Below are 16070 nucleotides of genomic sequence, written 5' to 3'. Positions count from 1 at the left end.
AGTGCGCTAACAATCACGCTTTTGCTGCTGACAGCGCTCAGGAGCCGAAATGGCCCTGTAAACGGTAGCGGGAGCCGGGGTAAAGCAGGCTGGCGTGGGAGACAATCTGCGATGTCGACCAGGTACGGCGGCGGATCAACAGGCAGGGATCGTGCTCCTGGATCTGCAACAAGCGGCACTCTTCAGCCGAGGCATGCACGGCTTCCACAATGTGCTCCCCTTCAGTGAGCGGTGCAATTAGCGACAGATAAGCATGAGCGGTAGTCTGCGTGTAATCCTGTTGCAGATACTCCGGCACCACGTCGGCATTGACCCAGCGCTCCTCAATCTGCACCGGGGTGCCATTCTCAAAATGCACCATGCGCGAGTGAAAAATGCGTGTCCCTTCCGCCACGTTTAACGCTGCGGCCTGGGTTGCGTCGGCGGCGCGCGCCTCCAGCAGCAGCACTTCACAGCGGTGCTGATGATGACGGTCGGCAATCTCATCGGCAATGCTGCGCACTTCGAACAGCGCCGATTGCCCTTTCGGCTCGGCAACAAAGGTGCCGACGCCTTGCAAGCGTACCAGTAACCCCTCATCGGTCAGCGCGCGCACCGCGCGGTTAATGGTCATGCGGCTAAAACCAAACTGCGCCACCAGCTCCGCTTCAGAGGGGATGCGATCGTGCGGACGCCAGATACCGGCGGCGATCTTCTCGCTGATAGCCTGCTTGACCTTCTCGTAAAAGGGCACGGGCGCGGTGGCCGGGGCCACCCGGGGGCGGGGGGAATACATAGCGCGGCAATTCCTTATTGTTATTTGTCAGGTGAGTATATCACTGCCACCAGTGCAGGATTTGCCAGGCCAGCCGGGCAGCGGCTTTCGCGCCCTGCCCTGCGTGATCAAACGTTGGATTAAACTCCACTAAATCCACCGCCTGCACTTTGCCGCTGCGACACAGCGGTTCGATAATGCGCAGCAGCAGGTGCATCGGCACACCCAGCGCCGCTGGCGCAGAGACGGCGGGCATCTCCCAGGCGGGCAGCACGTCGAGATCGATGGTCAGATAGATCCTGTCGTGCTGCTCAATGATGCGTTTAATTTCCGGTAGCGCTTCAGTTTCAAAGGCGTTTAACAGCGCCAGATCCTCAACTACCGTCACGTTGCGGTGCGTCGCTTCATCCCACAGCGCCTGGGTATTGGCAGCCAGGCTTGCACCGAAACAGGTGTAGTGAAAGCCGCGCTGCTGAGTGTCGCACTGCTGGGCCAGCTGGCGAAACGGCGTGCCGGAGCTGGCGCGCGCCGCGTGGCGTAAATCGAGGTGCGCATCGAGATTGATAATCGCAACCTGCTCATGGGGGAAAGCATCAAGGATTGCCGAGCCGTGGCCAAAGGCCGTTTCATGCCCGCCGCCAAACACCAGCGTGCGCATCTGCGCCTGCTGGCAGGCGAGCACCGCATCATGCAGCGCCTGCTGCGCCTGCTCCAGCGCCTCCGGCCGGGCGACAATATTACCCAAATCAACAAGATGTTGATGCCCGGCGTGGCTGGCCATATTAGCCAGTGCTGTACGCAGGGCAAACGGCCCCTTCGCGGCCCCCGCGCGCCCCTGATTGCGCTTCACCCCCTCATCACAGGCAAAGCCGAGCAGCGCCGTCTTGCCGCTGTGCTGCTCGGGCGCAAATGTCGCCGCCTGAGTGACGGTCTGAAACAGGCGCAGGGCATTTGCCGCTTCGCCGCTGTCATCCCTGCCCTGCCAGCACGCAGGCGCTACCGGCTTCCATAGATTCATGCAGTGACCTCGCCACGGAAAATGCGTTGATAAAGCGGATTACGTCCCGGCTCGTAGATCATCTCCACCGGATGATTAGCGTCCCAGACGACAAAATCGGCGACAAACCCGGCGGCCAACTGACCATGGGTTTGCTTACGACCAAGCGCCTGCGCGGCATGACGCGTGACACCCGCCCAGGCCTCTTCCGGCGTCAGGCCAAACTTCACGCAGGCCATATTCATCGCCAGATGCAGGCTGGCAAACGGGCTGGTGCCAGGGTTGAAATCCGTTGCTACCGCCATCGGCACCCCCTGCTGGCGCAGCAGGGCGACCGGCGGTTTTTGCGTTTCATTAAGAAAATAGAAGGCACCGGGCAGCAGAACGGCAACGGTGCCGCTGGCGCGCATCGCCATCACGCCCGATTCGCTCAGGTACTCAATATGATCGGCGGATAAGCCCTTAAAGCGGCTGACCAGCTCCGCGCCGCCCAACGAGGAGAGCTGCTCAACATGGCCTTTCACCGGAATGCCGAGCGCCTGCGCGGCGCGAAACACCTGCTCGGTTTGCGACGGAGTAAAACCGACGTTTTCACAAAACGCATCTACCGCTTCAAACAGACCTTTGTCCGCAAGGGTAGGCAAAATGGTGTTGCAGACCAGATCAATGTAGGCCTGCGGGTCCGTTTTATACTCCGGCGGCGCGGCGTGCGCGGCGAGCAGCGTGCGGCTCACTTCCACCGCGTTGTTTTGCGCAAGCTTACCGGCGACGCGCAGCATCTTCTCTTCGCTGGCGACATCCAGCCCGTAACCCGATTTGATCTCAATCGTGCTGACGCCTTCGCGCATCAGCCGTTCAAGCCGCGACTGCGCGAGATTCAGCAGTTCGTCTTCGTGGCTTTCCCGGGTCGCCCGCACGGTTGAGCTGATCCCACCGCCTTCGGCGCTAATCTGCTGATACGAAACACCGTTTAACCGCTGCTCCCACTCCTGGGCGCGGTTACCGGCAAAAACAAGGTGGGTATGACAGTCGATTAAACCGGGCGTCACCAGACGGCCCTGCAGATCGGTGCTCTGCGGCACATGCGCGGGCAGTTCACTCTCCGGCACGATTGCCCGGATCTGCCCGTTGCGCACCACGATGGCATGGTGCTCAAGCAGGCCATAGGGTTCTGCTCGCGTGGGATCCATGGTCGCAAGCGTTGCGTTACGCCACAGACGATCGTCAGAGGTCAGCTCAATCATATGGTTCTCTTGTCATGTGTTGTATAGACATTTATTTGCATAATGATTCGCTTGTCAACTCTGCGGCGCGTTTGCTGCGGGCAGTGCCGCCAATAACATGGCTGCAAGCAGCAAACTGTGACGTACCACATAAAATTCGCCTTATATTTCAACCGCAAATGAACCGTTTCAGCAGCGCAAAAAAATCGTCGCTAAAGGGCAATTTATTTAGCAGTGAAAGTATTGTGTCGCCAAAGCCCGACACTGTGTAAGTTGCTAAAATTAAATAGAAAAAAGGCTCTTGTAAGGGCAAAAAATTAAGCGTACATTAGCCCCCGTTTGGTGATGAATTCACCCGAAATTCTGAGATGGCGCTGTGGCCGAAAGGGAGAAAATTCTCATTTTCGTTTTGGCGTAGTTTCACCTCTCTATACTCAGTCCTGACAGATCATTAATGCATACTTTGTGTGCGGAGCGATGAACGTGAAATATTTCTTTATGGGCATATCGGTGATGGTTATCGTGTGGGCCGGTACATTCGCCCTGATGATCTAGCCTGAGCCATAGCGCAGAAAAAAATAAGGAGCCATGCGGCTCCTTTTTTTATGGCTGATTGTTATGGCTGGGTCTCTTCCGCCGCCCCTTTTGGCGTCACGGGAAGCAGCCCATCGGCGCGGAACATCGCTTTGATGCCGCGCACCGCCTGGCGGATACGATCGCGGTTCTCAATGAGCGCAAAGCGCACATGGGTATCGCCATAATCACCAAAGCCGACGCCGGGCGAGACGCACACTTTCGCCTCCTTCAGCAGCTTTTTCGCAAACTCCAGCGAGCCCATCGCCGCATACTGCTCCGGGATTTTTGCCCAGACGTACATTGATGCTTTCGGCATCTCGACCATCCAGCCCGCTTCATGCAGCCCTTTGACCAGCACATCGCGGCGGCGCTTATACTGCGCGGCGATATCGTGCACGCACTGCTGATCCCCTTCCAGCGCGGCAATTGCCGCAACCTGCAGCGGTGTGAAGGTGCCGTAATCGTGGTAGCTTTTGATACGCGCCAGCGCGTTGACCAGCGTCGGGTTGCCGACCATAAAGCCAATGCGCCAGCCCGCCATATTGTAACTTTTCGACAGGGTGAAGAACTCAACGGCCACATCGCGCGCGCCGGGCACCTGCATAATGGACGGTGCTTTCCAGCCATCAAAGACGATATCGGCGTAGGCCAAATCGTGCACCACCAGCACATCGTAACGCTTCGCCAGCGCCACCACTTTCTCGAAGAACTCCAGCTCCACGCACTGCGCGGTCGGGTTCGACGGGAAGCCTAAAATCATCATTTTCGGCTTCGGGTAACTTTCGCGGATCGCCCGCTCCAGCTCGTTAAAGAAGTCGACCCCTTCCACCAACGGCACCGATCGCACCTGCGCACCGGCGATCACCGCGCCGTAGATATGGATCGGATAGCTCGGGTTCGGCACCAGCACGGTATCGCCGTGATCCAGCGTTGCCAGCATCAGGTGCGCCAGCCCCTCTTTCGAACCGATGGTGACAATCGCCTCCGTTTCCGGGTCAATGTCCACCTGGTAACGATCCTGATACCAGCGTGAAATTGCCCGGCGCAGACGCGGAATACCGCGCGAGGTGGAGTACCCGTGCGTATCGGGGCGCTGCGCCACGGTGCAGAGTTTTTCCACAATATGCGGCGGGGTGGCACCATCCGGGTTGCCCATACTGAAATCGATAATGTCCTCGCCGCGGCGTCGCGCAGCCATTTTCAGTTCAGCAGTAATATTAAACACATAGGGGGGAAGACGATCGATACGCGTGAAACGGCGTTCAGGACTGGAGTCAGCCATAGATTCCTCGAAGTTACGTTAGCGCCCGGACCGTCCGAGCGACGTCGCTGCATGTGCAGCCTGTTCAGAACATAGCCTGATTAAATTCCACCTGTCGAGAGGGAAACGAAAAAATAGTGCGGGAGCGCAAAAGAGGAAACGTAATTTGAGCCACCGAAAAGTGATTGCCGCTTAAGCGGATGAGAGCAGCTTTTTATTAACAATATGATAAAAAGAAAATTACCTTATATGCAGCCGGGTTAAGGTATCTCCAGCCCTGCGTCGGATATCTTTTAATCCCCTTTTTAAAAAATGGTTTTTCCCCATTCATCTAATCAATGGTTAACTGGTGATCTGCCGCCGGGTTTTTTATCATAGCCCTTTGACCTCTATCACATGAGTCCCCCGTGCACGAAATATTCGACATGTTGCTGGCGGTTTTTGACCGCGCGGCGTTGATGCTGATCTGCCTCTTCTTTCTGATCCGCATCCGCCTGTTTCGCGAGCTGCTGCATAAAACGGCTCACTCACCGAAGGAGCTGCTCGGCGTAACGGCGATCTTCTCTCTGTTTGCGCTGTTCAGCACCTGGTCCGGCGTACCGGTAGAGGGATCGCTGGTCAACGTGCGCATTATTGCCGTGATGTCCGGCGGCATCCTGTTTGGCCCGTGGGTCGGCATTATTACCGGCATTATCGCCGGTACGCACCGCTACCTGATTGATATCGGCGGCGTGACCGCCGTGCCCTGTTTTATCACCAGTATTATCGCGGGCGTGATGTCGGGGCTGATTAACCGAAAGTTTCCCAAAGCCCAGCACTGGCGCGCCGGGATTATCGGCGGGATGATTTGCGAAAGCCTGACCATGCTGCTGGTGGTGATCTGGGCGCCTTCTACCGCGCTGGGGCTGGATATTGTGGCGAAAATCGGCGCGCCGATGATCTTCGGCACGGTCTGTATCGGCTTTATTGTGCTGCTGGTGCAGAGCGTCGAGGGGGAAAAAGAGGCGATTGCCGGGCGGCAGGCGCGGCTGGCGCTCGATATTGCCAATAAAACGCTGCCGCTATTTCGCAATGTGAACAGCGAGTCGCTGCGCCAGGTGTGCGACATCATTCGCCGCGATATTGACGCCGATGCGGTGGCGATCACCAACGTTGATCACGTGCTGGCGTATGTCGGGGTGGGCGAAAATAACTACCTCGACAACGATGATATTATTAGCCCGACCACCCAGCAGGCGATTACCACCGGTGAAATTATCATTAAAAACAATGATGAAGCGCACCGCACGCCGGAAATCCACTCGATGCTGGTGATCCCGCTGCGCGAACAGGGCATCGTCACCGGCACGCTAAAAATCTACTACTGCCACGCGCATCAGATTACCTCCGCGTTGCAGGATATGGCGGTCGGCTTATCGCAGATTATCTCAACGCAGTTAGAAGTCTCCCGCGCCGAACAGCTGCGCGAGATGGCCAATAAAGCGGAGCTGCGCGCACTGCAAAGTAAAATTAACCCCCACTTTCTCTTTAACGCCCTGAATGCCATCTCCTCATCCATTCGCCTCAATCCCGATACCGCGCGCCAGCTGATTTACAATCTGTCGCGCTACCTGCGCTATAACATTGAATTAAAAGATGATGAGCAGATCGACATTAAAAAAGAGCTTTACCAAATCAAAGACTATATCGCCATTGAGCAGGCGCGCTTCGGCGATAAGCTGACGGTTATCTATGATATCGATGAAGAGGTGAGCTGCGTGATCCCGAGCCTGCTGATCCAGCCGCTGGTAGAGAATGCGATTGTCCACGGTATTCAGCCCTGTAAAGGCAAAGGCGTGGTCACCATTAGCGTGGAAGAGTGCGGCAACCGGGTGCGCATTGCGGTGCGCGATACCGGCAACGGCATTGCCCCTGAAATGATCGCCCGCGTCGAAGCAGACGAAATGCCGGGGAATAAAATTGGTCTGCTGAATGTTCATCAGCGGGTGAAACTACTGTATGGCGAAGGGCTGCATATTCGCCGCCTGACGCCGGGCACCGAAATCGCCTTTTATGTGCCCCGCCAGACGTCGCGCGCGACGCTGTTGCCCTCACCGGAGAGAAGATGAAAGTCATCATTGTAGAAGATGAATTCCTGGCGCAGCAGGAGCTAAGCTGGCTTATTCGCGAGCACAGCCAGATGGAGATTGTCGGCACGTTCGATGATGGTCTCGACGTGCTGAAGTACTTACAGCACAACCGCGTGGACGCCATTTTTCTCGATATCAACATCCCGTCGCTGGATGGCGTATTGCTGGCGCAGAATATCAGCCAGTTCGCCCATAAGCCCTTTATTGTCTTTATCACCGCGTGGAAAGAGCATGCGGTGGAGGCGTTTGAACTTGAAGCGTTCGACTACATCCTGAAACCCTATCAGGAGTCACGCATCGTCAATATGTTGCAGAAGCTGGAGAGCGCCTGGCAGCAGCAGGCTGGTACCGCGAGCAGCCCGCAATCGCGGGAAAACGCCACCATTAACCTGGTGAAAGATGAGCGAATTATTGTTACCAGTATTCACGATATCTATTACGCAGAAGCGCACGAGAAGATGACGTTTGTCTATACCAAGCGGGAATCGTACGTGATGCCGATGAATATTACCGAGTTTTGCAGCAAGCTGCCGACGGCGCACTTCTTCCGCTGCCACCGCTCATACTGCGTTAATCTGGACAAGATCCGCGAGATCGAACCCTGGTTTAACAACACCTATATTCTGCGGCTGCGGGACCTGGATTTTCAGGTGCCCGTCAGCCGCAGCAAGGTAAAAGAATTCAGGCAACTGATGAATCTTTAGAGGACATAACCCAGCGTCTGGCGCAGATGTGCGCCAGAGCCCAGCAGGCCTGGATTATCGTGAACAATCAGGTAGACCGGAATATCCTGCACATAGGCTTTGAAGCGCCCTTTATCTTCGAAGCCGCCGCGAAAACCGGACGCGGTGAAGAAATCAAGGAAGCGCGGCACGATACCGCCCGCGATGTAAACGCCGCCAAACGTACCGAGATTGAGCGCCAGGTTGCCGCCAAAACGGCCCATAATCACGCAAAACAGCGACAGCGCGCGGCGACAGTCGGTGCAGCTGTCCGACAATGCACGCTCGGTAATATCTTTTGGTTGCAGGTTTTCCGGCAGGCGACCGTCTGATTTCACAATCGCGCGGTAGAGGTTGATAAGCCCGGGGCCGGAGAGCACGCGCTCGGCGGAGACATGGCCAATTTCAGCCCGCAGCTCCTCAAGGATAATCCCCTCCTCTTCGCTGTTCGGCGCGAAATCGACGTGGCCGCCTTCGCCCGGCAGGCTCACCCAGCGCTTATCCACATGCACCAGATGCGCGACGCCAAGACCGGTGCCAGCGCCATAAACGGCAATCGGTTTGCCTTCAACCGGCGCATTGCCGCCAAACTGAATCAGGTGTTCCGCTTTCAGCATCGGGATGGCCATCGAAACGGCGGTGAAATCGTTGATGATCTCCAGATGCGCGAAGCCGAGGTTTTGCCTCATTTCGTCAATGGAGAAGGCCCAGGTGTGGTTGGTCATCGCCACCCAGTCGCCGGTGATGGGGCAAGCGATGGCGATACAGCCATCTTCCACACTCACCTCGTGCTCTTCGAGGTAAACGCGAACGACCGCTTCCAGGCTTGGGTAATCAAGACCTGAATAGGTCTTCGCCCGGGAAATGTCGCCGGTCTCGACATCACACAACGCTAAGCGCGCGTTGGTGCCGCCCACGTCTCCCACTAAAGCATATTTTTTCATTCTTCTACGGCTCCGCTAAAGTCAGAATAAATCTTTGGCACACTGTAAATTCAAGGCGCTGTAACGACAACGACCATATCACGAGTGCCCCTTTATTATCGATCTACATCACAGATTAGCCCTAAGCTTTCAGACTGATTACTGCCTTATTGCCGCAGTACGGTACAAGGAGATACCTGGAGTGCGTTTGTGCGCTGAAATAGTGCGCAACATGGCGCGCTTTCGTGCCTGGAATTTATCGCTTCCCCTTTTATCAGGAGTATTTGCATGGTTTACCTGGCGGACCCCGCACGTTATGAAAAAATGGCCTATAAGCGCTGCGGCGAGAGCGGGCTTAAATTGCCTTTGGTGTCGCTCGGGCTGTGGCACAACTTTGGCGATGCAACGCTGCTTGAGACCAGCCGACAGCTGCTGCGCCACGCCTTTGATCTCGGTATCACCCATTTCGATCTGGCGAACAACTACGGGCCACCGCCCGGCTCGGCCGAGAGCAACTTTGGGCGCATCATGCAGGAGGATTTCCGCCCCTATCGTGATGAGCTGATTATCTCCAGCAAAGCCGGTTACACCATGTGGGAAGGCCCTTATGGCGACTGGGGATCGCGCAAATATCTGGTTGCCAGCCTCGATCAGAGCCTGCGGCGCATGGGCATTGAGTATGTCGATATTTTCTATCATCACCGCCCGGATCCTGAGACGCCGCTGAAAGAGACGATGCGCGCACTCGATCACCTGGTGCGCCAGGGCAAGGCGCTCTATGTCGGGCTGTCGAACTACCCGGCGGCGCAGGCGCGGGAGGCAATCGAGATCCTTAACGATCTCGGCACGCCGTGCCTGATCCATCAGCCGAAATACTCGCTGTTTGAACGCTGGGTCGAGAGCGAGCTGCTGGATCTGTTGCAGGAGAAAGGGGTTGGCAGTATCGCATTTTCGCCGCTGGCAGGTGGGCAGTTGACTGACCGCTATCTGCAAGGGATCCCGGCGGATTCGCGCGCGGCGAGCGGCAGCCGCTTCCTCAACCCGGATCAACTCACCGAAGAGAAGCTGGCGACGGTGCGGGCGCTAAATGCCGTGGCCGAGCGACGCGGGCAGAAGCTGTCGCAGATGGCGCTGGCGTGGGTGCTGCGCGGCGGGAAAGTGACGTCGGTGCTGATTGGTGCCAGTAAGACCAGCCAGCTAGACGATGCGGTGGGGATGCTGGCGAACCGGACGTTTAGCGCACAGGAGTGCGAGGAGATTGATGCCATTCTCGCCGGCACGCAGTAAGCAAGTAATTTAGCAAAACGTGCTATTAACGGTGATTTAGGAGTTCCGCCACTAATACGGGGTTTGCGCGCCCCGTAATATTGCCGCCACAGGCCTCCCCGGCCCGATCGTGAAGGAGAAGAGTATGTTCAGGTCACTGATTCTGGCAGCAGTATTACTGGCTTTTGCGCCGCTGGCCGCCAATGCTGGAGAAATCACCCTGTTGCCGTCGGTTAAATTGCAGATCGGCGATCGCGATAATTATGGTAACTACTGGGACGGTGGCCGCTGGCGCGACCGCAATTACTGGAACAATAATTATGAGTGGCGCGATCACCGCTGGCATAAACATGACCGCGGCTGGCATCGTGGCTGGGATAAACGTGGTTGGGACAAGCGTGACGCCTATGAGCGCGGCTACCGCGAAGGCTGGAACGATCGTGACGATCGCCGTGGACCGGGTCGCGGTCACGGGCATGGACACCACCATTAATTGTGTTTCGCAGGTAGTTTGATTACCCGATGAAACGTACAGTGCCGGATGGCGGCTAACGCCTTATCCGGCCTACGCGATCAAGCCCCCGAAAAGTTTTTGTGCGCCGGTAAATTTTTGTAGGCCCGATAAGCGCAGCGCCATCGGGCATTCAACACCGAACCTTCAAACCGCACAAGATTCGTAGGCCCGATAAGCACAGCGCCATCGGGCATTCAGCACCGAACCTTCAAATCGCACAAGACTCGTAGGCCCGATAAGCGCAGCGCCATCGGGCATATAGCATCAAACCGTCACACCGCACAAGATTCGTAGGCCCGATAAGCGCAGCGCCATCGGGCATTCAGCATCAAACCGTCACGCCGTAGCAGAAACCGTAGGCCCGATAAGCGCAGCGCCATCGGGCATTCAAGCCGCAGAAAAGATACGAAAACCCGATACACCCATCGCCACCGGGCGTTATTTACCCATCAACTCGGCAAGCGTTCCCACCAGCAGCCAGCCATTCAGGCACACCACCAGCGCGACAATCACCCAGCCAGTGCGTCTTACCAGCGCGGTATTCACCAGTTCGCCCATCAGTTTTGCATTACTGGTAAACATCAGCAGCGGCACCAGCGCCAGCGCGATCCCAAAGCTCAGCAGCACTTGGCTCATCACCAGAATTCGCGTCGGATCCAGCCCCAGCCAGATCACAATAAACGACGGCATCATGGTGATGGTACGGCGTACCCACAGCGGAATATGGAACCGGACAAACCCCTGCATCACCACCTGCCCGGCCAGTGTACCGACAACGGTCGAAGAGAGACCCGCAGCCACCAGACTGAGGCCGAAAATAGTCGCCGCGGCATGGCTTAACAGTGGCTCCAGCGTTAAATAGGCCTGGTCCAGATCGGCCACCCCGGTGTGTCCATTAAAGTGAAACGCCGCAGCTGCTGTCGCCATCATCGCCAGGTTAACAAACCCGGCAATGGTCATTGCCAGCCCGACATCCCATTTGGTGGCGGAATAACGCTCACGGCGCGTCCCATCATGCAGGTTCTGCGTTAAGGAGGAGTGCAGATAGATGACGTGCGGCATAATGGTCGCACCCAGTACCCCGGCGGCAAGGAACACCGCATCAGTGCCTGAAAGCGTAGGAATAACAATCCCTTTCGCCAGCGCCGCCAGCTTCGGCTGGGAAAAAATCAGTTCGACAATATAGGCCGCCGCGACAAACAGCAGCAGGCCGCCAATCACTTTTTCCAGCGGTTTCTGCCCGCGCTTTTGCAGCATCAGGATCAGGAAGGTGGCGATCCCGGTCAGCACCGCGCCCTGCATCAGCGACACGCCGAGGATCAGTTTGAAGCCAATCGCCGCACCGATAAACTCCGCGAGATCCGTCGCCATGGCGATAATTTCCGCCTGCACCCAGTAAAACCAGACCAGCGGGCGCGGATAGTGATCGCGGATCTGCTCCGCGAGGTTTTTTCCGGTCGCAATACCGAGCTTGGCAGAAAGCAGCTGAATGAGCATCGCCATCAGGTTCGCCCACACCACCACCCATAAAAGCTGGTAGCCGAAGGTCGCGCCCGCCTGAATATTGGTGGCAAAGTTACCCGGATCGATGTAACCAATAGCCGCAATAAATGCAGGTCCCATCAACGCAAACCTGAGTTTGCGCGCTGCTCTTCCGTTAGTACTCTCCACGCGACTACTGCTCATTTATTGCCCCTAAATATAGCCTTTGCTATGTTTGATGCTACCAAAATGAGAATGATTATCAAGATCATTAAGATGGGTTTACTTGATTTCTCTGATAGCCTGAAACAATAGAAGGGTTGAATGCCAAGGATGGTGACGGCGGCGACAACATTTACCGCAGCGTTATGTTATGAGTCTAGCAGCGTGACGCAACTTTTCACGGCCTTTATTAACATACCTGAATTGTATGTTTGATCACTAATTTTGAGTCTGGTCACAGGACATTAATATAGTGTGCCTTTGATCTCGTTTTCTTTTGTCTTGTTACATAGAATGTGCACGAAATTCCTACCCGTCTCATATTTGGAGCAAATATGTCCCGCGTTCTGCACTTTGTCCTGGCGCTTGCTGTTGTGGCGCTGCTTGCCTTGCTCGTGAGCAGCGATCGCAAAAAGATCCGCATCCGCTTTGTTATTCAACTGCTGGTGATTGAAGTTGTGCTGGCCTGGTTCTTCCTCAACTCTGATGTTGGCCTCGGCTTCGTAAAAGGCTTCTCCGAGATGTTTGAAAAACTGCTCGGCTTTGCCAACGAAGGCACCAACTTCGTCTTCGGCAAAATGAATGACGAAGGCCTGGCCTTCTTCTTCCTGAAAGTGCTCTGCCCGATCGTCTTTATCTCTGCGCTGATTGGTATTCTGCAGCACATTCGCGTCCTGCCGATTGTGATTCGCGCCATCGGTACGGTGCTGTCGAAAGTGAACGGCATGGGTAAACTGGAATCGTTTAACGCGGTCAGCTCCCTGATTCTGGGTCAATCTGAGAACTTTATTGCTTATAAAGATATCCTCGGCAAAATGTCACGCAACCGCATGTACACCATGGCTGCGACCGCAATGTCGACAGTTTCGATGTCAATTGTGGGTGCCTACATGACCATGCTGCAGCCGAAATATGTCGTCGCGGCGCTGGTGCTGAACATGTTCAGTACCTTTATCGTGCTCTCGCTGCTCAACCCGTACCGCGTGGATGAGAGCGAAGAGAACCTGCAGATGGCGAAACTGCACGAAGGTCAGAGCTTCTTTGAGATGCTGGGTGAATACATTCTGGCAGGTTTCAAAGTGGCGATTATCGTTGCGGCGATGCTGATTGGCTTTATCGCGCTGATTTCCGGCCTGAACGCCCTCTTCGCTGCCGTGCTGGGCATCTCCTTCCAGGGCATTCTGGGGTACATCTTCTACCCGGTTGCCTGGGTGCTGGGCGTCCCGGCTCATGAAGCGTTGCAGGTGGCGAGTATCATGGCGACCAAACTGGTCTCCAACGAATTCGTGGCGATGATGGATCTGCAGAAAATTGCCTCCACCCTCTCTCCGCGTTCGGAAGGTATCCTCTCGGTCTTCCTGGTCTCCTTTGCTAACTTCTCCTCTATCGGCATTATCGCAGGCGCGATCAAAGGACTGAACGAAGAGCAGGGCAACGTGGTTTCCCGCTTTGGTCTGAAGCTGGTTTACGGTTCGACGCTGGTGAGCGTGCTCTCTGCGGCGATCGCGGCGCTGGTTATCTGATTCGAACATGCTTTAACAAAAACCGGGGCCTGCCCCGGTTTTTTTATGCCAGCGGCTGCGGCTTGCCGAGCAGATAGCCCTGCAGGTAATCAACGCCCGCATTCAGCAGCAGCTCGCGCTGCGCCTCGCTCTCCACATACTCGGCCACCACCGTCAGACCTTTGGCCTTTGCCAGATCGCATATCGCTTTCACGATCATCGCATCCTGCGGATCATTGAGGATATCGCGCACAAAACAGCCGTCGATTTTGATGATATCCGCCTTGATGCGCTTTAAACGTTCGAAGTTGGCGTAGCCGGTGCCGAAGTCATCAATAGCGATCTTAAACCCCGCCTCGCGTAAGCGCGTGATATTACGGATGCTCACTTCCGAGTGAGAGAAGGCCTGCTCCTCGGTAATTTCGATAATCACCGCCTGCGCGGCGATACCGTAGCGCGCAAACAGTGCAAGAAACTGCGTAGCGAAGGATTGCTGCATCAGGGTCAGCGGCATCAGATTGAGGGAGAAACGCGCCTTTGCAGCGGGCTGCGGATGCGCCTGCATCCATTTCAGCAGCGTTTCGACGACCTGCATATCGAAGCGCGAACCGAGATCGAACTGGGCAATCACCGGAATAAACTGGTCGGGCGTGATGATATGGCCATCGCTGACCAGCCTTGAGAGGATCTCGTGATAGCCCTCGCCACTGGCATCGACGATGGGCTGGGCATAGAGCGTAATGCCGCCCTCCTCCAGCGCCCGTTTCACCCTCTCCAGTTGCAGCACGCGCTCAGTGGTCTGGGTATTCACTTCCGCCAGGCTGTTAGTGAGCGCCAGCACGCGATTTTCGCTGTCCGTCTGCTCTGACAGCCAGCTCAGTTGGCCGAGCGTCTGCTGCAACGCCTCCCGGTTGCCCTGCAGTTCGCCCCACGAGGCACCGAATTCAATCTCCAGCGGGTTCTTATTCCAGCATATGCGCTGGCTGTTAAGGCGATCCAGCATCGAGTGCAGGCGCGCCAGGGTTTCTGGCCCATTGAGTAGCAGGAGTAATTCACTGCCGGGCAGCTGAAAAAAATGCTCTCCTTCACGCAGCCAGGGTTGCAGCGTGCGGGTGACGCTGCGCTTCACATGCACGCGCATCATCATGCCAAAGTGGCGGCTGAGGAAATCGAGATTTTTCATATGCAGGCAGCAGACGATGCTGCCCGGCTGGCGCTCCATTTCTCTTTCCAGCGCACGCAAATTGGGCAACCCGGTGAGGGGATCGCTCATCGCTTGCGCCTGCCAGCGCCGCTTTAGCCACAGGCTGCGGTTGAAAACGCGGATGTTATAGAGCAGGCAGACGGTGAAACAGATCAACACTGACATGACAAACGCCAGCGAGTAATCCGCACGTACGCCATGAAAAAAGTTGTTGTTATAGGCCAGTAACAGGAAAGCCGATATGGACCAGCTCAGCGTCAGAAACGTGCCCGGCAGGCGGCTACAGCCAAAGTTGAAAATAATAAAGATAACCGGTACCAGATAACCGGCAATCAGATCTGATTTATAGGGCGCGCATAGAAGCGCCACAACGGTGATTAATGTCGCCAGCCAGCCCAGGCTAAATAAACGTTTTCTTTTGCTAAAACAGGGAATAACGCTACGACGCCACCACACTTTTGCGAAGCGCGGATTGAGGATCATGCGCATCGGATAATAAACAATCATGGTGAAAATCAACGCCGAACACATCAAACTCTGAATATCGATTATTGAGAATATTAACGAACCGCTGCCGAAATAATTGGAGAGATAGACCGGATAATTAAGCCACTCCCCGGCAAGATACATCGCTATTTTTATCCCGACGGGCGCAATAAATCCCAGCCATAAAATGCGTACCCCCATATTTTTATTGGGAATACCGTAACGCCAGCGCGAACCAAGCTGCCAGCGGACAATGCCGCACACCATAAAGAGAATAAACAGCTGGCAGAAGAGCAGCACTGCCGCTTCGCCGAAAGGCAGATGAAAGGCAATCTCATTAATGATGGCGGAGCCGACAATGAGAGGCGCAATGGCGTGTCGACCAAATAACAGCAGCAGCGCCAGCGTAACGCTTAAAGGTAACCAGGCGAGATAAATATTGCCGCCATCAACGACCGTTTTCGGCGAAATATAACGGGCTACGGGAATGGCCACCAGGCACATCATTAACGCCAGCAGAAACGGCTTCACGTAACCGGATTTCATAAAATAATGTCGGCTCTGGTGGTTAAAAAATAATTACCATGAATAATAGGTTTATTGAAAGGGTGAAGCAAGCAAGGGAAATGGGCGAGAAAATGGCAGAGATGCATCTTTATCAGGCAACAGCGTAGAGAAAACCCGAAACAAAAAACCCCCGCGTAAACGCGAGGGTTCAAATTTTGGTGGAGCTAAGCGGGATCGAACCGCTGACCTCTTGCATGCCATGCAAGCGCTCTCCCAGCTGAGCTATAGCCCCACAATGTTAC

At 55.6% G+C, this 16070-nt stretch carries 13 protein-coding genes and 1 tRNA gene; 6 read left to right on the top strand and 8 right to left on the bottom strand.

What is annotated here, in order from left to right; genetic code table 11:
• Window positions 1-37: 37 nt before the first annotated feature.
• Genes SOM48_RS04675 through hutI form a run of 3 tightly spaced genes read right to left on the bottom strand, consistent with a single transcriptional unit; the run spans window position 38 to window position 2995 of the window.
• Window positions 38-775 (bottom strand): histidine utilization repressor, encoded by a 738-nt coding sequence (locus SOM48_RS04675; RefSeq protein ID WP_054803852.1) that lies wholly within the window; start codon window positions 773-775, stop codon window positions 38-40.
• Between the two features lie 40 nt (window positions 776-815).
• Window positions 816-1772, bottom strand: a complete 957-nt coding sequence (gene hutG / locus SOM48_RS04670; RefSeq protein ID WP_320511517.1) for a formimidoylglutamase — start codon at window positions 1770-1772, stop codon at window positions 816-818.
• Window positions 1769-2995 carry an imidazolonepropionase gene (gene hutI / locus SOM48_RS04665; RefSeq protein WP_320511516.1) on the bottom strand — a complete coding sequence of 409 codons (1227 nt, stop codon included), beginning with the start codon at window positions 2993-2995 and terminating at the stop codon, window positions 1769-1771. The genes hutG and hutI overlap by 4 nt, the downstream gene beginning before the upstream one ends.
• Window positions 2996-3457: 462 nt before the next feature.
• Here hutI and ypdK point away from each other — a divergent pair, with 462 nt between their 5' ends.
• Window positions 3458-3529 (top strand): membrane protein YpdK, encoded by a 72-nt coding sequence (gene ypdK / locus SOM48_RS04660; protein ID WP_099458783.1) that lies wholly within the window; start codon window positions 3458-3460, stop codon window positions 3527-3529.
• A gap of 61 nt (window positions 3530-3590) precedes the next feature.
• Here the strand turns inward: ypdK and alaC are convergent, their stop codons facing one another.
• Window positions 3591-4832, bottom strand: coding sequence for an alanine transaminase (alaC, locus tag SOM48_RS04655; RefSeq protein WP_128482418.1), 1242 nt, complete (start codon window positions 4830-4832; stop codon window positions 3591-3593).
• Between the two features lie 386 nt (window positions 4833-5218).
• On the opposite strand from alaC, the gene SOM48_RS04650 reads away from it, so the two are divergent.
• Entirely contained in the window at window positions 5219-6919 is a 1701-nt protein-coding gene (locus SOM48_RS04650; RefSeq protein WP_128482417.1) for a sensor histidine kinase, read from the top strand.
• Entirely contained in the window at window positions 6916-7644 is a 729-nt protein-coding gene (locus tag SOM48_RS04645; RefSeq protein ID WP_023479711.1) for a LytR/AlgR family response regulator transcription factor, read from the top strand. Before SOM48_RS04650 ends, SOM48_RS04645 begins: the two co-directional genes overlap by 4 nt.
• On the opposite strand, the gene glk is transcribed toward SOM48_RS04645, so the two are convergent.
• Window positions 7641-8606: a glucokinase gene (glk, locus tag SOM48_RS04640; RefSeq protein WP_023479899.1), complete on the bottom strand. Its 966-nt coding sequence runs from the start codon at window positions 8604-8606 to the stop codon at window positions 7641-7643. The two genes, SOM48_RS04645 and glk, sit on opposite strands and share 4 nt — an antisense overlap.
• A gap of 267 nt (window positions 8607-8873) precedes the next feature.
• On the opposite strand from glk, the gene mgrA reads away from it, so the two are divergent.
• Together mgrA and SOM48_RS04630 are read left to right on the top strand one after the other, a co-directional pair.
• Window positions 8874-9872, top strand: coding sequence for an L-glyceraldehyde 3-phosphate reductase (gene mgrA, locus SOM48_RS04635; protein WP_320511515.1), 999 nt, complete (start codon window positions 8874-8876; stop codon window positions 9870-9872).
• A 124-nt stretch (window positions 9873-9996) separates the two neighbouring features.
• Window positions 9997-10344 carry a DUF2502 domain-containing protein gene (locus SOM48_RS04630; RefSeq protein WP_023479767.1) on the top strand — a complete coding sequence of 116 codons (348 nt, stop codon included), beginning with the start codon at window positions 9997-9999 and terminating at the stop codon, window positions 10342-10344.
• 459 nt (window positions 10345-10803) lie between these two features.
• On the opposite strand, the gene SOM48_RS04625 is transcribed toward SOM48_RS04630, so the two are convergent.
• On the bottom strand, window positions 10804-12051 hold the full coding sequence (locus SOM48_RS04625) for an Nramp family divalent metal transporter (RefSeq protein ID WP_320511514.1): 1248 nt from the start codon (window positions 12049-12051) through the stop codon (window positions 10804-10806).
• A 353-nt stretch (window positions 12052-12404) separates the two neighbouring features.
• Between SOM48_RS04625 and SOM48_RS04620 the strand changes: the two genes are divergently transcribed.
• Window positions 12405-13592 carry a NupC/NupG family nucleoside CNT transporter gene (locus SOM48_RS04620; protein ID WP_023479798.1) on the top strand — a complete coding sequence of 396 codons (1188 nt, stop codon included), beginning with the start codon at window positions 12405-12407 and terminating at the stop codon, window positions 13590-13592.
• A 43-nt stretch (window positions 13593-13635) separates the two neighbouring features.
• Here the strand turns inward: SOM48_RS04620 and SOM48_RS04615 are convergent, their stop codons facing one another.
• Window positions 13636-15807: an EAL domain-containing protein gene (locus SOM48_RS04615; RefSeq protein WP_320511513.1), complete on the bottom strand. Its 2172-nt coding sequence runs from the start codon at window positions 15805-15807 to the stop codon at window positions 13636-13638.
• A 177-nt stretch (window positions 15808-15984) separates the two neighbouring features.
• Window positions 15985-16060, bottom strand: a tRNA-Ala gene (locus SOM48_RS04610).
• Window positions 16061-16070 lie beyond the last annotated feature (10 nt).

This window comes from Kosakonia sp. CFBP8986 (assembly GCF_034044935.1).
GTDB classification, from domain to species: Bacteria; Pseudomonadota; Gammaproteobacteria; order Enterobacterales; family Enterobacteriaceae; genus Kosakonia; species Kosakonia cowanii.
The sequence above is the reverse complement of the archived record's forward strand: the minus strand, read 5'-3'. Positions and strand labels throughout refer to the sequence as shown.